16 protein-coding genes are annotated in these 17,441 nt (G+C 67.8%); 4 read left to right on the top strand and 12 right to left on the bottom strand.

Annotated elements, in window-relative coordinates:
* Positions 1–147: 147 nt before the first annotated feature.
* Together ACTDI4_RS00460 and ACTDI4_RS00455 are read right to left on the bottom strand one after the other, a co-directional pair.
* Positions 148–759: a YitT family protein gene (locus ACTDI4_RS00460; RefSeq protein WP_442839250.1), complete on the bottom strand. Its 612-nt coding sequence runs from the start codon at positions 757–759 to the stop codon at positions 148–150.
* A gap of 121 nt (positions 760–880) precedes the next feature.
* The gene (locus tag ACTDI4_RS00455) at positions 881–4,540 is read right to left on the bottom strand and encodes a hydantoinase B/oxoprolinase family protein (RefSeq protein ID WP_442839249.1); all 3,660 of its coding nucleotides are present in this window, start codon (positions 4,538–4,540) and stop codon (positions 881–883) included.
* 79 nt (positions 4,541–4,619) lie between these two features.
* Between ACTDI4_RS00455 and ACTDI4_RS00450 the strand changes: the two genes are divergently transcribed.
* The 3 genes from ACTDI4_RS00450 to ACTDI4_RS00440 all read left to right on the top strand — a co-directional run bounded on the left by ACTDI4_RS00450 (position 4,620) and on the right by ACTDI4_RS00440 (position 6,157).
* Positions 4,620–5,189, top strand: coding sequence for a winged helix DNA-binding protein (locus ACTDI4_RS00450; protein WP_442839248.1), 570 nt, complete (start codon positions 4,620–4,622; stop codon positions 5,187–5,189).
* Between the two features lie 69 nt (positions 5,190–5,258).
* Positions 5,259–5,696: a type II RES/Xre toxin-antitoxin system antitoxin gene (gene parS / locus ACTDI4_RS00445; RefSeq protein WP_442839247.1), complete on the top strand. Its 438-nt coding sequence runs from the start codon at positions 5,259–5,261 to the stop codon at positions 5,694–5,696.
* Positions 5,696–6,157, top strand: coding sequence for an RES family NAD+ phosphorylase (locus ACTDI4_RS00440; protein ID WP_442839246.1), 462 nt, complete (start codon positions 5,696–5,698; stop codon positions 6,155–6,157). Before parS ends, ACTDI4_RS00440 begins: the two co-directional genes overlap by 1 nt.
* Here the strand turns inward: ACTDI4_RS00440 and ACTDI4_RS00435 are convergent.
* The 10 genes from ACTDI4_RS00435 to ACTDI4_RS00390 form a co-directional block, all read right to left on the bottom strand.
* Positions 6,154–6,999 carry an amidohydrolase family protein gene (locus tag ACTDI4_RS00435; RefSeq protein ID WP_442839245.1) on the bottom strand — a complete coding sequence of 282 codons (846 nt, stop codon included), beginning with the start codon at positions 6,997–6,999 and terminating at the stop codon, positions 6,154–6,156. The genes ACTDI4_RS00440 and ACTDI4_RS00435 overlap by 4 nt on opposite strands.
* On the bottom strand, positions 6,996–7,916 hold the full coding sequence (locus tag ACTDI4_RS00430; RefSeq protein ID WP_442839458.1) for a Gfo/Idh/MocA family protein: 921 nt from the start codon (positions 7,914–7,916) through the stop codon (positions 6,996–6,998). Before ACTDI4_RS00430 ends, ACTDI4_RS00435 begins: the two co-directional genes overlap by 4 nt.
* Before the next feature lie 5 nt (positions 7,917–7,921).
* Complete coding sequence (locus ACTDI4_RS00425; protein WP_442839244.1) at positions 7,922–8,866, bottom strand: threonine ammonia-lyase; 945 nt, start codon at positions 8,864–8,866, stop codon at positions 7,922–7,924.
* Positions 8,863–9,888 carry a succinylglutamate desuccinylase/aspartoacylase family protein gene (locus ACTDI4_RS00420; protein WP_442839243.1) on the bottom strand — a complete coding sequence of 342 codons (1,026 nt, stop codon included), beginning with the start codon at positions 9,886–9,888 and terminating at the stop codon, positions 8,863–8,865. The genes ACTDI4_RS00425 and ACTDI4_RS00420 overlap by 4 nt, the downstream gene beginning before the upstream one ends.
* A 27-nt stretch (positions 9,889–9,915) precedes the next feature.
* Positions 9,916–11,004 (bottom strand): DUF4432 family protein, encoded by a 1,089-nt coding sequence (locus tag ACTDI4_RS00415; protein ID WP_442839242.1) that lies wholly within the window; start codon positions 11,002–11,004, stop codon positions 9,916–9,918.
* Between the two features lie 20 nt (positions 11,005–11,024).
* Positions 11,025–12,506, bottom strand: a complete 1,482-nt coding sequence (locus ACTDI4_RS00410; protein WP_442839241.1) for an amidohydrolase family protein — start codon at positions 12,504–12,506, stop codon at positions 11,025–11,027.
* The gene (locus ACTDI4_RS00405) at positions 12,503–13,594 is read right to left on the bottom strand and encodes an ABC transporter ATP-binding protein (protein ID WP_442839240.1); all 1,092 of its coding nucleotides are present in this window, start codon (positions 13,592–13,594) and stop codon (positions 12,503–12,505) included. The genes ACTDI4_RS00410 and ACTDI4_RS00405 overlap by 4 nt, the downstream gene beginning before the upstream one ends.
* Entirely contained in the window at positions 13,591–14,370 is a 780-nt protein-coding gene (locus ACTDI4_RS00400; protein WP_442839239.1) for an ABC transporter permease, read from the bottom strand. Before ACTDI4_RS00400 ends, ACTDI4_RS00405 begins: the two co-directional genes overlap by 4 nt.
* Positions 14,367–15,227 carry an ABC transporter permease gene (locus ACTDI4_RS00395; RefSeq protein ID WP_442839238.1) on the bottom strand — a complete coding sequence of 287 codons (861 nt, stop codon included), beginning with the start codon at positions 15,225–15,227 and terminating at the stop codon, positions 14,367–14,369. Before ACTDI4_RS00395 ends, ACTDI4_RS00400 begins: the two co-directional genes overlap by 4 nt.
* 98 nt (positions 15,228–15,325) lie before the next feature.
* Positions 15,326–16,489: an ABC transporter substrate-binding protein gene (locus ACTDI4_RS00390; protein WP_442839237.1), complete on the bottom strand. Its 1,164-nt coding sequence runs from the start codon at positions 16,487–16,489 to the stop codon at positions 15,326–15,328.
* Positions 16,490–16,639: 150 nt separating this feature from the next.
* Here ACTDI4_RS00390 and ACTDI4_RS00385 point away from each other — a divergent pair, with 150 nt between their 5' ends.
* Positions 16,640–17,413, top strand: a complete 774-nt coding sequence (locus ACTDI4_RS00385) for an IclR family transcriptional regulator (protein ID WP_442839236.1) — start codon at positions 16,640–16,642, stop codon at positions 17,411–17,413.
* The last annotated feature ends 28 nt before the right edge of the window (positions 17,414–17,441 follow it).

The following is a 17,441-nucleotide window of genomic DNA, read 5'->3' as shown; positions in this document are numbered from 1 at the left end:
GACTTGTCGCGGCGGCCATCCCAGGCCAAATCGGCAGTTAAATCAAGCCGCCCTTGGTCGTAGAGGACACCGGGCCCGGAACCGGCGGCGCATCCGGGCCATGCCCGGGCTCCGGCGGCGGCCCCGCCATTTCAACCCTTGCGCGAATCAGCTCACGCCCAGATAGCGGCCAGGCCGGTGGTTGACGGCGAGGATCATGTTGAGGATCGTCGCGCTTACGACCGACAGGAGCAGGCGATCGGGCGCCAGGACGAGGAAAGCGATGCACAGGATGGCGAGGTCCACCCCGAGCTGGAAATAGCCCGCGCGCACGCCGAAGCTTTCCTGAAGGAAGATGGCCAGGATGTTGACGCCGCCGAGGCCGGTGCGGTGGCGGAACAGCATCAGGAGGCCGATGCCGCACAGGGTGCCGGCCATGACGGCGGCATAGACGGGGTTCAATCGCGAGAAGTCGACCCATTGCGCAGTCAGGCGCGAGAACAGCGACACCAGGCTGACCGCCAGGAAGGTCCGCAGCACGAAGGCCCGGCCCAGCCGCTTCAGCCCCAGCAGGTAGAAGGGCAGGTTGATCAGCCAGAAGGCCAGCCAGAAATTCATGCCGGCCGTATACTGGACGAGCAGGGCCATGCCGGCCATGCCGCCGACCAGCAGCGTCGCCTTGGCGTAGAGGGTCATGCCCAGCGCCACCATGAGCGTGCCGAGCAGCAATGCGAACGCGTCCTCGAGGACGCCGTGCCTTTCCGCTGCCGGCGCTCGCATGCCCTTTCCTCCCGCGCCTGCTCCAGTCTGCAGGAAGAAAACCCATGGCGCGTCCGGACATGGCACGTCTTTGCGCGCGCGCAAACATTGCAGCAAAGGCGGATCGCCGGCGCGGCGCGCTTCAGGACGCCCGGCGATCCGTGCGCGCACCGAAGCCGCCGCCGGTCGGCGTGATGACCGTCACGGCCTCTCCCGCCTCCAGCAGCACCTGGTCGCAGCCGCCAAGGGCCACGACGGCCCCGTCGTTGCGGCGGATCAGCGTCTGGCCCACCTCGCCGGGCTCGCCGCCATCCACGCCGAAAGGCGGCACGCGCCGGTGGGAGGAGAGGATGGCGCAGTCCATTCTCTCGCGGAAGCGGATGGTGCGGCTGGTGCCGTCGCCGGCGCTCCACCTGCCCCTGCCGCCGGAGCCGCGGCGGATGTGGAAATCCTCAAGCACCACGGGAAAGCGTGTTTCAAGGATCTCGGGATCGGTCAGCCGCGAATTGGTCATGTGGACATGCACGGCCGAGGTTCCGTCGAAGCCGGGGCCCGCTGGCGAGCCGGAACAGATGGTCTCGTAATATTGGTAGGCATCGTTGCCGAAGGTCAGGTTGTTCATCGTGCCCTGCGAGGAGCCGAGCGCGCCCAGCGCCCCGAACAGGCAGTTGGTGACGGCCTGGCTCACCTCCACATTGCCGGCCACCACGGCGGCCGGATAGCGAGGCTTGAGCATCGAGCCGTCAGGGATGATGATCTCGACAGGCTCCAGGCAGCCGGCGTTCATGGGGATGTTGTCCTCCACCATGACCCGGAACACATAGAGCACCGCCGCCCGCGTAACCGGCTCCGGCGCATTGAAATTGTCCGCGCGCTGCTCCGAGGTGCCGGTGAAGTCGACCGTGACCTTGCGCCTTTCCTTGTCGACGGAAATCTTCACCTTGATGCGGCAGCCCTGGTCCATCTCGTAGTCGAAGGCGCAATCCGCGAGGCGGTCCAGCACGCGCCGGACATTTTCGGCCGCATTGTCCTGCACGTGGCCCATATAGGCGCGCACGACCTCCAGGCCGAACTGGTCGATCATGCCGCGCAGCGCCGAAATGCCCATTTCGTTGGCGGCGATCTGCGCCTTCAGATCGTTCACGTTCTGCACGACGTTGCGCACCGGATACGGGCCGCCGGTCAGCACCTCGACCAGCTCCCGCTCGCAGAAGCGCCCCCGGTCGACGAGCTTGAGATTGTCGATATAGACGCCTTCCTCCTCTATGCGGGTGGCGCGGGGCGACATGGAGCCGGGCGCCACGCCGCCGACATCGGCATGGTGGCCGCGGCTGGCCACCCAGAACACAATGTGCTCACCGGCCTCGTCGAAAACGGGGCTGCACACGGTGATGTCGGGCAGGTGCGTGCCGCCATTGTAAGGCGCGTTCAGCGCAAAGACGTCGCCGGGGCGGATGGTCCTGTTCTGCTGGATGACGGTCTCGACGGAACGGTCCATGGAGCCCAGATGCACCGGCATGTGCGGTGCGTTGGCGACCAGCCGGCCCTGATGATCGAAAACGGCGCAGGAGAAATCCAGCCGCTCCTTGATGTTCACCGAATAGGCGGTGTTCTGCAATGTCGTGCCCATCTGCTCGGCGATCGACATGAACAGATTGTTGAAGATCTCCAGCATGATCGGATCGACATCGGTGCCGACGGCGACGCGCGAGGGCAGGGCGACGCAGCGCTCCAGCACCAGGTGGTCGTGCTCGGTCAGCGTGGCTTTCCAGCCGTCTTCCACCACGATGGTCTGGTTGGGCTCGATGATGATCGCGGGGCCCGTCAGCGCCTGTCCGGGCCGCATGGCTTCGCGCAGATAGACGCGCGTGTCGTGCCAGGTGCCGCCGGAGAACATGCGCGTGCCGCCGGCCGGCGCGGGATCGCCTTCGACGGCCGCATCCACCGGCGCCGCCACGTGCCTGGCCGCCTTGCCGATCGCCTCGACCGACACGGCCTCCACCACGATGGCCTTGCTGGCGTCGATGAAGCCGAAGCGGCGCCGGTGCGCCTGCTCGAAGGCCGGTTTCAGCGCGGCGAAGTCGAATTCGGGAACGTCGCCCGACCGGGTCACGAAGGCGGGAATGTCGAGCGCGGTATCCGTGCCCTGATAGCGGATATGGGCATGGACGTGGATTTCGATGTCGCCGGCGCGCACGCCCTGCGCCAGCACCTCCGCGTGGCACTGCTCGCCAAGGGCGAGGCCGGTTTGAGCGATCGCGTCCCTGGCGTCCCCCAGCGCCAGGTCCAGCGCGCTCTGGCGCCCGGCGCTGATGTCGGCCAGCCCCATGCCGTAGGCCGAAAGCAGCCCGGAGAAGGGGTGGATCAGCACCCGCGTCATGCCCAGCGCATCGGCGACGAGGCAGGCATGCTGGCCGCCGGCGCCGCCGAAACAGTTGAGCGCATAGCGCGTCACGTCATAGCCGCGCTGCACGGAGATCTTCTTGATGGCGCTGGCCATGTTGGCGACCGCCACCTGCAGGAAGCCGTCGGCAACCTCCTCGGGGCTGCGGCCGTCGCCGATCTCCTGCGCGATCCCGGCGAAGGCGACGCGAACGGTCTCCACGTCGATGGGCTGGTCCTGATGGGGGCCGAAGATGTGCGGGAAGAATTCCGGCATCAGCTTGCCGACCATCACATTGGCGTCGGTGACGGCCAGCGGGCCGCCCAGCCGATAGCATTTCGGCCCGGGATTGGCCCCGGCCGAATCCGGCCCGACGCGGAAGCGGGCGCCGTCGAAATGCAGGATGGAACCGCCGCCGGCGGCGACGGTGTGGATGAGCATCATCGGCGCGCGCATGCGCACGCCGGCCACCTCCGTCTCGAACTCGCGCTCGAACGCCCCGGCGAAATGGGCGACGTCCGTGGAGGTTCCTCCCATGTCGAACCCGATGACCCGGTCGAAGCCCGCCTCGATGCCCGTGCGCACCATGCCGACGACGCCGCCGGCCGGGCCGGACAGGATGGCATCCTTGCCCTTGAAGAGATCGGCCGCGGTGAGGCCGCCGGCAGAGGTCATGAACATGAGCCGCGCACCCGTGCGCGCCGGCTCCAGTTCGCGCTCGACCTGGGCGACGTAGCGCTTGAGAATCGGCGACAGATAGGCGTCCACGACGGTGGTGTCGCCGCGCCCGACCAGCTTGATGAGCGGGCTGACCTCGTGCGACACCGACACTTGCGCGAAGCCGATCTCGCGCGCGATGGCTCCCGCCTCCCGTTCGTGCTCGGGATGGCGGTAGGCGTGCATGAAGGCGATCGCCACGGCGTCGAAGCCTTCGGCGCGCGCCTCCATGAGGGCTGCGCGCAGGGCCGGCGCGTCGAGCGGCGTCTCGACCGTGCCGTCGGCCAGAACCCGCTCGGCGACCTCCACGACCTTGCTGTACAGTTCCTCCGGCTTGACGATCGCCTTGGCGAAGATGTCGGCGCGCGCCTGGTAGCCGATGCGCAGCGCATCGCGGAAACCGCGTGTCGTCACCAGAAGCGTGCGCTCGCCCTTGCGCTCCAGCAGCGCATTGGTGGCAACGGTGGTGCCCATGCGCACGTCGCCGATGATGCCGGCGGGAATTCGTTCGCCGGGTGCAAGACCCAGATGGTCGCGGATGCCCTGAACGGCCGCGTCGGAATAGGCCAGCGGGTTTTCCGACAGGAGCTTGCGGGCATGCAGGCGGCCGTCGGGCGCGCGGGCCACCACGTCGGTGAAGGTGCCGCCACGATCGATCCAGAAGTCCCAGGTGCCCACGGTCTGCCTCGCTGCGGTCGTCATCCGTTGTCTCTTGCGCAATATCGATAAATCGTCGATATTTTATCGATATCATATCCGCAACGGATTGAAAGGGCCCGCCATGAGATTCCGTGACGTCGCACAAGGGGACGAAACCTCGGCGGAGCGGGGCGGCAAAGGCGCCCGCGCGCGCCCGGTGGTTTCGTCCGAGCATCTCGCGGCGGGTCGCTCGCCGGCGCTTTCGGAGATCGAATACGGCCTGATCGTGGCCGGCCACGCCTTCTCGCGCTGGATGAGCCGCGGCATGGCGGCGGCCGGCATGCCCGGCATGCAGCCCACGGAGGTGATGATCCTGCACACCGTGCGCCATCGCGACCGGCCCAAGCGCTTCGCCGACATCTGCCTGGTGCTGGGCATGGAAGACATGCATGTCGTCACCTATGCCGTGCGCAAGCTGGAGAAGGCCGGGCTGGTGCAGGTCGGCAGGCAGGGCAAGGAGAAGATCGTCAGCGCGACCCGGGCCGGCGTGGAGGTCTGCGCGAAATATGCCGAGCTGCGCGAGCAATTGCTGGTGGCGGGGGTGACCTCGGCCGGCTATGGCGAGAACGGCCTTTCGGACATCGCCGCCGTGCTGCGCGCCCTGTCCGGCTACTACGACCAGGCCGCCCGCGCCGCCGCCGCGCTGGCGTGACGGGCGCTCCTTGACGAACGGCAATCTGCCGCCTATTTTTAAGGCATATTGCCGTATAGGAAACCGACCATGGCCAACATCGTCGTCGAGGAAGTCGCCCGCAAATTGGGCGGATCGTCCATTCTGGGAACGGTTGTCCGCTCCCAGGCCGACTTGGCGCGGGCCGTGCAGAACCGCCTGCCTCTGGCGGCGCTCAAGGGGCTGACGCTTGCCGGCCTCAGCGAGCAGGAGGTCGAGCGGTTCGTGATCCCGCAGCGGACACGCCGCCACCGGGCCGAAAAGAGGCAGCCCCTGACCGTCGAGGAATCCGACCGGGCGGTGCGGCTGCTGCGCGTGCAGACGCTGGCGGAGGAAACCTTCGCCGACAGGGACAAGGCCAACCGCTGGCTGCGCCGGCCGCTGACGGAGCTTGGCGGCGAGGCTCCGCTGGTGGTCGCGCAGACGGAAGCGGGCGCGCGCGTGATCGAAACCATTCTCGGAAAGATCGCCTGGGGCGCGGCCGCCTGATGCTGCTGTGGCGCCTGTCGGGCGAGCAGCATGCACGCACCATGAACGGCGGATACGGGCTGTTTTTCGACGGCCGCTGGAACACGGTCGGCCATGCCGTGACCTATTGCGCGACCTCGCCGTCGCTCTGTGTCCTGGAAAAGCTGGTTCATGTCGAAGACCCGGCCCTCATGCCGAAGCTGGTCATGGTGACCTACGAGGTGCCGGACGATCTTCCTGCCGAAACCGTCGCGCTTGAGGATCTGCCGCAGGACTGGCGGCGGCAGGAGGCGTGGACCCAGCAAAGGGGCGACGCCTGGCACGAAGCGCGAACTTCGCCCCTGCTGCAGGTGCCCTCGGCGGTGGTGCCGCTTCCCGGATCGCCGGACGTCAACATGCTCATCAACCACGCCCATGCCGACGCCGCCGCGATCAGGATCGCGCACATGACGCCGTTCGTGCTCGACCCGCGCTTGTTTTAGGCGCGGTCAGGTTTCGCTCCGGCGGCGGCGCCGATCTTGCGCGCCAGCCCGGCGCCGAACACCAGGTCGCGATCGGCGGCGGACAGCGGCTCCAGTCCCGGAACCGCCATCGCGGCCTGGAAGGAAGCAAAGTCGAGCACCGGGCTGAAGTCCGATCCCCAATGAAGATCGGCCGGCGCAAAGTGCTCCGTCAGCAGTTCCACATATAACCGCGCGCCCTCGTGCGGAGGAACCGGATCGACGGCATAGAGGCCGGAAAGCTTGACGCCGACATTGGCGCAGCCGGCCAGCCGCAGCAGCGGGGCAAGCCGCGCCGCAGCCTCGGCCCGTGTCGGCGTGCTGTCCCATTTTCCGAGCAATCCGAGATGGGAAAACAGGAAGGCGCAGTCCGGCGCCCGCTCGACCAGCGGCCCGAGTTGCGCGATGGCAGGCATGCGCGCGTTGAAGGAGACGACGGCACAGGCCCGATCGAGATGGCGCCACACCTCGGGCGGCCAGTCGCGGAGCATGCCGGCGGCGGCGGCATCCGGCAAATAGAGCGCCACCCCGCAATGGCCTGCGCCAAGCAGCGCGTCGATCCGTTCGGCCGACGGCGCAGGGCCGGGCGCCAGATAGGCGACACTGCTGATCCAGCCGTTCGCGGCAGCGATTTCGCGCACATAGGCATTGTTGGCAGGGTCGATGTCCTCGCCCTCGTAGCAGACCACCAGCCCTGCCGAGATGCCATGGGCGTGCATCAGCTTCGCATAGGCTTCCAGGTCGGTCGCGCCGCCGAGCGGCGAAGCGCCGCGGAACCTGCCGTAGCCGTTGCGGAACAGGTGAAGATGCGCGTCGACGATCATGGCGCCTGCAGCGCGGCGAGCACCATTTCGGCGGCAACCAGCCCGTTGAGCGCGTCCTGCGGCGACACCGGCGCCAGGCAGGTCCCGGCGCGGATGCCGGCCAGGAAGCAGTCGAGCTCGGCGCGCAGCGGATCGTCTGCGGCATCGATGGCGACGCGCCGGTGGCTCCGGCCGAATATGTCGATGTGGCTGCCGGCATGAAGCTCGGCGCTGCCGGCGGCGCCGACGATCTCGACGCGGTCGGGCGGGCAGACGGAACCAGGATGCAGCCAGGCCGTGGCGAGGTTCCATGCCATCCCCGTCGAGCTTTCGAGCCAGGCCTGCGTCAGCGAACGGGCCGTGCCCGGCGGCTGCCTCGATGCGCGCGCCGAAACCGCGGTTCCGCCGCCGAACCACAGCGCCAGGTCGATGTCGTGGATCATCGTCATCAGCACGGGATCGATGTCGCGGTAGCGCGCGGCATGGCTGGCGTCGCGATGGCGGCGCGAGGAAAAGCCGGCCAGTTCCCCGATCTCGCCCTGCCGGAGCACGTCGAGCAGTTGCCGGTGGCCCGCGGAGAAGCGCAGGATATGGCCCGGCTGGAGGAAGGCGCGGCTCGAAGCGGCCAGATCGCACAGGCCGCGCATGGTGGCTGCATCGGGCGCGACCGGCTTTTCCACCAGCACCGGGATGCCCCGTTCGAGCGCCCTTGCCGCCAGCGGCGCATGCGCCGCCGCCGGCGTCGCCACGATCACCCCGTCCGGCGCGAAGCGCTCCAGCAATGCGAAGCCATCGGCATCGCGGTCGGCGAGGGCGAACATGGCGGCCAGTCGAGCCAGCTCGTCGGCGCGCGTCTCCGCAACGGCCAGGGCAACACCGCCCATCGCGGCGAGCGTCGTCAGGTGCTCCTTGCCGAAGGCGCCTCCGCCGGCCACCATTATCTTCACGCCGAGGCCCCTTCCGTGCCGGCGCCGCAGACCACCGCGCAGATCCTGCGGCTTTCGGCAAAGGCCGGGTGGCCGCTGCGCAGCGCGGCGACCGATGCCGCACCCGACAGGTCCGCGGCGATGCCGAACTCGAACCACAGCCATTGCGCGGCCGCCAGCATCTCCTCGTCCGAGACCAGCACGATTTCGGCGACGTTTCCGCGCACGATCTCGAACAGACGTTCGTCGGTGCGCCGGCAGGACATGGTCGCCACTTTGCTGGTCACCTCCGCGAGCGTGACGACCTCGCCGGCCTGCAGGCTGGCCTTGAGCGTGGGCGAACCGACCGGCTCCACGGCCACGACCCGAACGTCCGGCCGCCGCGCCCTGACCGCCGTCGACAGCCCCGAGACGAGCCCGCCGCCGCCCACGGCGACTACGACGGTGTCGAGATCGTCGATCTGCTCGAGCAGTTCCAGCCCCAGCGTGCCCTGGCCGGCGACCACGAGCGGATCGGCGAAGGGATGGAAATAGGTGGCTCCCGTTTCCTGCACATACGCCAGCGCGGCGTCGTTCGAGGCCGACCATTCCGCGCCGGCGATATGCACGTCCGCGTCCCATGACCGCATCTTGGCGACCTTGGCTGGCGAGACGGTCTCGGGCACGAAGACGGCTGCCGGCACTCCGGCGACCTTGGCCGTGCGCGCCACGGCCAGGCCGTGATTGCCGCCCGACGCCGTCACGATGCCGGCCGCGCCCAGGCCTCCCGGGGCACCAAGCAGCCGGTTCATCGCTCCCCGGGCCTTGAAGGATCCGGTGACCTGCAGCAGTTCGAGCTTGAAGGTCACGCTGGCGGAGACGGGCAGGGCCTCGCGGGCGAGACATGCCTCCATGACGGGCGTGCGCCGCACATAAGGCGCGATGCGCTCGCGCGCGGCTTCGATGTCGGCGATGTCGATCACAGTCGTCCTCCATAGGGGGTCGCAACCACCAGGCAGCAGTTTCCCGGCATGACGCGCCCCGGATGCCGGCGGCTGTAGACGATGCCGTCCACTCCATAATGCAACATGACCGGTTCTGCCGAAACATCCCAGATGCGGTGGATGCGGCCCGCCGGCTGGCCGGCCGATACCTGTTCTCCGTTGGAATGGAAGGGCTCGAAGATGCCGTCCGCCGACGCATAGACATAGGCCGGAGGACCGCGCAGCTCCAGGATCGGGCTGTCGGCACGTGCCGGCGGCGCCTTGCCCTCCATCACCCCGAGATGCCTGAGCACGTTGCGCACGCCCTGCCGGCAGATGGCCAGCGCATCGAGCGAAACCGTGCCGCAGCCGCGCATCTCCGTGCCCACGGTGACGAGCCCCGCCCGACAGGCCGTGGCGGTCGCGGTGCGCTGGTCGCCCAGGTTGGAGATCACCACCGTATAGGGCGCATCGAAGGCCTGCACGGCGGCTATGTTGCGGCGGTGCAGGTCGGCATCGTTCGACGGCTCGATGATGGCGCTGGGCAATATGTCCAGCGACGACCCGCCTGAATGCAGGTCGAGAAAGGCGTCGGCCATCGGGAAGATGCGATGCGTCATGTAGGCGGCGATCTGCTCGGTGATCGAGCCCATCGCGTCGCCAGGCCAGACGCGATTGAAGTTCAGCCCGTCCACCGGAGAGGTGCGCGTGGCGGCACGCACCGCGTGCACGTTGTTGGCCGGCATCAGGATCAGGCGACCCTGGATGGCGCCGGGGTCGAGTTCGCGCGCAAGCTCGCCGATGACGATCGGCCCTTCATATTCGTCGCCGTGGTTGCCGCCCTCGATCACCACGGTGGGCCCGGTTCCGTTGGCGATGACGCAGATGGGCACCTGCGTGACCCCCCAGGCATCGCTGTGCGGCGAATGGGGAACATTGATGAAGCCGAGCTGGCGGCCCTTTCCGTCGAAATCGATGTCGGTGAAGGCATTGCCGGCAAGAGAGCTCAAATCGTCTGGCATGGTATCCGTCATGTTCGGCCACCCGTCTCAGCGGTCGCGAATTGAAATGATGGTGTCTTCGAGGCTTCGCGCGGCGGCGGCCTCCAGCGCGCCGAAACGCATTTCGGCCCGCCAGCTGCCGCCGGGCGCGATCCAGACAAGCTGGCCGTTCGCCGTCGCGGCGGCGAGGCCGTCGGGCGGCGCGGTGGCCGGCAGAACCAGCCCCAGCGCGTCCTGATCCGGGCCGCGCGTGAGCCAGCGCACCGCATAAGGCAATTCATCGGGGCGGTGGCTGACGAAATCGGCGGTACCGTCGGGGTGCCGGTGCAAGGCATGCGTCCAGCCGTCGGCGCCGCTGGCCGCCTTCATGGTCAGCACCAGTTCGGGCTGCACGGGCACGCCGGCTGCGAGGCGGCGGTGCGAGGAGGGATCCTGCGCCACGGCGCGGTGATAGGCGCGCACGGCTTCGCTCTCCTGCGCGTCGGGCACGGCCGGCCGCACGGCGATATCGGCCCGGTCGTCGCGCACGGCGTCGACAAGCGCGCCACCGTCCGCGGGCCGGAAATTGACATGGGCGAGGTAGAGGAAAGGCATCGGCCTGCCGGCCCGGTTCACCACCTCGACCGCTGCCTCGAACGCGGTCGCCCCCTCGCGTAGGCGCAGCCGTGGCCGGACGGTGAAATCGTGATGGAAGGCCAAGGTGTCGCGCGCCGTGCCGGTCAGTTCCACGTAGGCGCCGGTCTCGTCTTCGCCGAAGGCCAGTTGCGCCCCGTCATAGGGCAGGTTGGGCAGTTCGCCGTGCAACGGATGCATGTCGGCCGGGCCGGGATTGCCCATCGAGGTGCCGCCGCAATGAATGAAGAACGCACCGTAGTTCGCCAGATAGTCGCGCGTCGGGCGCGGCTCGTCGAACATCGAACGCATGGTGAGGGAGCGCCCGAGGAAATGCGCGTCCCAGATTTGCTGGCCCTGGAAAGGCAGCAGGATTGCGGCGCCTGCGCCGTTCTCCACGGCAAGCGCGGCGACCCCGGAGCGATAGCGGTACGCCGCCACGCGCAGCCGCCCGCTTTCGGCAACGGTGCGCCGGGCCTCGCCGAACAAGGATGGATGCAGCTCGATGGTGACAGGTACAGGCATGATGATCCTTCCCGCTTGGCTCAGCGGAGCCGGGGCGCACGCGCCACCGCGTTGGGTTCGACGGTGTGGCCCATGCGCCTGAACAGCGCCGCCGACGCCTTGCGCAGCTCCGCATAGATGGCGCGCTCGTCCAGCGCAGTGAAACGGCCGGCCTCCAGCACGACGCGCCCGTCGATGACCACCGTGTGCACCGACTTGGAGCGCGAGGCGTAGAACAGGTTGCGGATCATGTTGGTGCTGGGCACCATTTCGGGACGGTCGAGCGTGTGGACGACGATATCGGCTCGCTTGCCCGGCTCCAGCGAACCTATGCGGCCTTCCATCCCCACGGCCCGCGCGCCGGCGCGCGTGGCCATATGGATGCCGTCCTCCGCGATCAGATAGGTCCGGTCCATGTGGACGTCCCGCGCCGCCATCACGGCGAGGCTGGCCTGCCGCCAAAGGTCGAAATCGTTCGACCAGTTGGGCGAATCCGAGCCGAGCGCGATGTTGGCGCCGCGCCGCCACAACTCCGCATGGCGGCCATGCAGGGAACTGCCGTGACCCCACATCATCGAGGCGGCCGGCGCCCAGGCGATGGACGCGCCGCGGTCCAGCAGAGCCTCGCACTCGGCATCGGTCAGATGATTGGCATGGCCGAAGGTGACGTTGCGGCCGAGGAAGCCCGTCTCATGCAGATGGACGAGCGGATCCTTGCCGAAACGCCTGCGGTCGGCATCGGTGTCGGCAGGGCTGTAGGACTGGTGGATGTTGAGCGTGACGGATGCCGCGTCGGCGCGCGCCTTGGCCTCCATCATGAGCTCTTCGCTGGCGGTGCCCAGGCCGAGCACCGCGACATGTCCCGTGACGAGCGCGTCGGGATCGGCATTGCGCTCGAGCTGCGTTCCCAGCGTGGCCAGCGCCTCGGCCCGGTTCTTCGGCGCCCGCGCCAGTTCGGCATGGGCGCGCGCCTGCGCGGCGCAGGTCGCGCAGCCCTCCTGATCCATTTTGCCTTGCGCGAAGCCCTGCGGCTGGTCCCAGATGAAGGCGTCGCCCAGGATGGCGCGCACGCCCACCTCGCGCGCAGCCCGCGCGGCCATCTCCGGCGTCAGCACCGTGCCTGCCTCCATGAAGCAGGTGGTGCCGTTGCGCACCATCTCCATGCAGGCAAGCAGCACCGAGAGATATTCGTCTTCGTCGGTCACGGTGTTGTAGAAGCGGCTCTCGAAGCTGTCGAAGGACTCGCTTTCCACCAGTTGATCCGGCAGGGCGCCGCGGAACAGGTGGTAGGAGGCATGGATATGGCATTCGACGAAGCCGGGATGCACCGGCGCGCCCTCCGCATCGATGATGCGGGCCGCCTCGTAGCGCGCCGCGATGGCGCCGTCGTCGCCGACGGCCAGGATGCCTCCGTCGGCGCCTACCGCAACGGCGCCGGTGGCAAAGATCGTGCCGGCGTCGTCCATGGTGATGACATAGCCGTTTCGGATCAGGAGGCTGGCCTTTTCGCGCTGTGCCGTCATTGTGCGTTCTCCTTCACGATCGCGGCCGCGCTTTCGGCCCACATCAGCCCCACGGCGTCTCCCGCGCAAAGGCCTTCGGCCTCCTCGTCGCGCAGGTCCGCCCAGATCAGCGTGCCGCCGGCAATGCGCGTGCCCACGCGCACGCTGCTGCCCAGGTAGATGATCTCGCTCACCGTGCCCGACGCGCCGCGCCCTTCGGGCAGGGCCTCGCCGCCGCGATGCAGGCGGATGGCCTCCGGGCGCACCGACAGAGACGCCCGGTCGCCGGCCGACAGCGCCAGGCCCGGATGCGGCGCCGCATACCGGCCGGAGGCGGCGGCCAGCACCACCCGGCCCGGCTCGACGCCGGCGATCTCGCCGTCGAGCAGGTTCGTGGCCCCGACGAAATCGGACACGAACACGGAGTTCGGCCGGCGATAGATCTCGCGCGGCGTGCCGTACTGGACGATGCGTCCGCCGTTCATGATGGCGATGCGGTCGGACATGACCAGCGCCTCGGTCTGGTCATGGGTCACGAACACGAAGGTGGCGCCGAGCCGCTTCTGGATCGCGCGCAATTCGAGCTGCATCTGCTGGCGCAGCTTCAGGTCCAGCGCCGACAGCGGCTCGTCCAGCAACAGCACGCGCGGTTCCCCCGCCAGCGCACGGGCGAGCGCGACGCGCTGTGCCTGGCCGCCGCTGAGCTGCGAGGGCTCACGCTCGCCAAGCCCTTCCAGGCGCACCAGCGCCAGCATCTCGTCGACCCGGGCCCTGATGCGTGCGGGTTCCCAACGCCGCAGCCTGAGGCTGTAGCCGATATTCTCCCGCACGTTCATATGCGGAAACAGCGCCCCGCGCTGGAAGACCAGATTGGTCGGACGCCTTTCCGGCGGCCGGCCGGTGACGTCGTCGCCATAGATGCGCACCGTTCCGGAACTGGCCTGCTCGAAGCCGGCGATGATGCGCAGCAGCGTCGACTTCCCGCAGCCGCTGGCGCCAAGCAGCGACACGAACTCGCCGTCGCCAATACGGAAATCGATACTGTCCAGCGCCGTCAGCGCGCCGAACCGCTTTCGCACACCAACGATGTCGACGGCAGGCAAGGTCACGATGTCTTCTTCCGGTTGAGCAGGTTGGAGGCGACCACGAGGCAGACCAGCGCGGTCAGCAGGATCGTGGCGATGGCGTTGATGGAGGGGTCGACGCCGCGGCGCATCAGGCCCCAGACCAGCACCGGCACGCTGAGCTGGTTGCCGATGTTAAACCAGGTGACCACGAACTCATCGAGCGACAGCGCCGCCGCCAGCAGCGCCGCGCCGATGATCGAGGGCCGGATAAGCGGCAGGGTCACGTCGCGGAAGGCCCGAAGCGGCGTCGCGCCGAGGTCGCGCGCGGCCTCCAGCGTGCTGAAATCGAAGGTTTCCAGCCGCGCGTTCATCGTCAGCACGACGAAGGGCAGGCTGACCAGTATGTGTCCGATGGCCGCGTTGAGCATGCCTTGCGGAAATCCCAGCGCGCGGAAGAACACGGCAAGCGAGATGCCGATGACCAGCAGCGGCACGATGGCCGGCAGCAGGCTGGCCCCGAGCAGCGCGGCGCGCAGCCCCGGCCGCTTCAGCGCCACGAGGCCGAAGGCGAACGCCGCCCCCACGATGCCGCAGAGCACGGCCGAGACCGCGGCGAGGGTGAGACTGTTGGCGAGCGCCGCCGACATCAGCGGATTGGACAGCGCGTTTGCGTACCAATCGAGCGTCAGCCCATCGATCGGCATGCTGAGCCGCGGCGAGGTGGTGAAGGAAAACAGCACGATCACCACCACGGGCGCATAGAGATAGACCAGCACCAGCGCGAGAAAGAGAAACGGCAGGCCGCGCGACAACTTCACCACCGGGTCACCCATTTGATGATGCGCATCACGGCCAGGTAGGACAGCAACATCACCGACACCACGACGAAGGCCATGGCCGCGCCGAGCGGCCAGTTGGAGCCGATGCCGCGGAACTGGTCGGCGATGACGTTGCCGATGAGAAGGCTCTGCGAGCCGCCCACCAGCGTGGGCGTGACGAAGTCTCCCGCCGCCAGCAGGAAGGAGAAGGCGAAGGCGGTGCGCAGGCCGGGCAGCACCATGGGCAAAAGCACGGTGCGCAGCACATGCAGGCGGCCGGCGCCGAGGTCGCGGGAGGCCTCCAGATAGTCGCGCGAGACATTGAGCATCGCCGAACAGAGCGGCAGCACCGCCAGCGGCAGCAGCAGCCCGCCCAGCGTGATGACCACGGCGATGTTGCTGTAGATGAGGAACTCCAGCGGCGCGTCGATCAACCCTGTCCATTCCAGCGTGGAGTTCAGCAGGCCCTGCTTGCCCAGGATGGTGCGCCAGGCATAGATGCGCACCAGATAGCCGCTGAAGAGCGACAGAAGCACGACCTGCAGGATGAACTGCCCCCGGCGCTCGAAGACGAAGCGCATGCAATAGGCCAGCGCGAAGGCGACCGGCACGACGATGGCGGTGGTGACGAAGGCCACGCCGACAGTGCGGCGCATCAACGCCTGATGCAGCGGCGAGGTGAAGATCTTCACATAGTTCGCGAGCGTGAAGCCGGGGATCAGCTCGAAGCCCTTGGTGGTCCAGAACGACAGCACGAACAGACACACCATCGGGGCGGCAAAGAATACCGCATAGAACGTGCCGGCCGGAAGCATGGGGGCGAGGATGCGCCGGGCTTGCTGCGATGAGGCTGTCACGGGATCAGGCATTGCCGCGATCTGATTGGGAAAGGAAGGATGGGGCCCGGACCGTGGCCGCACGGCTGCGTCGCGCGACGGTCCGGGCTTTGGCGCGTTCAGGAAACCTTGAAGGTCTGCCAGGCTTCGACCCAGGCGGCGGCGCCGACCACCTCGCCGTCGGCATCCTGCGGCGGCACCACGATCTGCGTGCCCAGGATGCCGCCGCCCGGCTGGCGAACGTTCTCGTAAGGGAACATGCCGCGGATGTCCTCCTTCATCAGATCGAAGGCGGCTTCCACAGTGCAGCCCGACGCCAGTTCGGTGGCCAGCGCGGCGTTGGATTCGGGTTTGGTCATGAAGTCGATATAGGCATAGGCGTTGTCGAGATTGGGCGCATCCACGGCAATGGCGTAGGAGTCCGACCAGAAGAAGGTGCCGTCGACCGTGGGCGAGCCCACTGTCAGTTCGACGCCCTTCTCCTTGGCGATCAGCACCTGATAGGCCCAGCCGCCGATGCCGATCGAAGCATCCCCGCGCACCAGCACGTCGGCCATGTCGCCATGCGAGGCGCCGATCGTCACCACGTTGGGCTTGGCCTTCAACATCGCTTCCAGCACCTTCTGGAGCTGGTCGGCGGTCAGGCGGTTCGGCTCGGGCATGTCCAGCGACTTGGCCCACAGCCAGATATTGCCGAACGGATCGTCGAGCAGCACGAGCTGGCCCTTGTATTTCGGATCGGCGAAATCGGTATATCTCTGCGGCATCGCATCCCATTTCGCCGGGTTGTAGACGCATGGCTCGTCGCCCCAGATGATAGGGATGCCATAGGTCTTTCCGTCTTTCACCAGCCACGGAGCGTCCTTGAACGCCGGGAAAAGGCCGGCGGCCGTGGGAATGCGGGCAAGATCGAGAGGCTGGAAAAGTTCGGTCTCCGACTTCAGGATCGCCGTCTGGAAATCCTTGTTCGGGGTCAGGATGTCCATCGCGCCCCGTCCGCCGGTGTTGAAGCGGGTCAAAGCCTCGTCCGCCGCGGACTGGAACGAGGCGTTCATCCTGATCTTGTTGGATTCCAGAAACGGCTTTGCGACATTGGCGCCGTTCTCGCCGTCCCAGCCGAGGAAATTCAGCTCGCCGCCAAGCTTGCCGCCCTCGGCCGCCGCAATCTCGGGCAAGCCCAGAACCGTGACCGCCGCCAGCCCGGCCGCGCCCTGAATGAAGCGGCGGCGACTGACATCGGCATTGAGCCTGGCATCCAGGAAAGTCTTTACAGTTTCGTCCATGATCGTCCTCCCTTGGCCTGCTGCCCGCAGCGCCTTGCCGCTATGCTTCCCCGTGCCGAAGGTGCGGCTCTCGACGGCGGTTGCCATTAGGCAGGAGTTTTGTATATGAAGTCAAGTGCTACTAATGAAACTTTTGAGAGAGATCGCGCAATGGCCGGAGATTCCACAGGCGAGGAGCGGGCGGGCTATACGGCGCCAGCGCTGGAAAAGGGGCTGGACATCCTTGAGCTTCTGGCCTCGGAAGCCGAGCCGATGTCCGCCCGCCAGATCGGCGAGCGGCTGGGCCGCTCGAAGAACGAGATATTCCGCATGGTCTACGTGCTGGTCGAGCGCGGCTATCTCCACCGCGACGGCGCCACCGACCAGCTCGCGCTGAGCAACCGCCTGTTCGAGCTGGGCATGCGCACGCCGCGCTCGCGCACCCTGGTCGAGGTGGCGCTGCCGGCGATGGAACGTCTGGCCGGCACTGTCGGATACGCAGCCCATCTGGTGGTCATCAATCGGGGCGAGACGGTCGTGATCGCCAATGCCGCGGCGCGCGCCGAGTTCAACTTTTCGCTCCAGCTCGGCTACAGCCGGCCCGCCACCGATGCCGCCTCGGGCCTGACCATCATCGCCTTTCAGACCCCGGAGCGCCGGCGCGCGATGATCGAGGAAAGCCTGACGCTGGTGGCCGACAAGCCGTCGCGCACGGAACTGGACGGACTGCTGGACCGCATCGTCGACGCGGGCTCCCTCATCTCCGCGAGCCATCATTTCATCGGCGTCACCGACATCTGCGCACCGGTCCTCGACAAATCAGGCCACGGGATTGCCAGCATCGTCATGCCCTGCCTGCAGAAGCTCGGCCGCGAACAGGAATTCGAGGCCATTCGCGACAGGCTGGCGGCGGCCTGCCGGGAAATTTCCGACGCGCTGCTGTGAAGCCGGCGGCAGGCGAGGGAGACCTGCC

Origin of the sequence: Mesorhizobium sp. PUT5 (genome assembly GCF_052216645.1) — a bacterium.
Lineage (GTDB): Bacteria > Pseudomonadota > Alphaproteobacteria > Rhizobiales > Rhizobiaceae > Mesorhizobium.
This window is presented reverse-complemented; position numbering and strand designations above follow the sequence as displayed.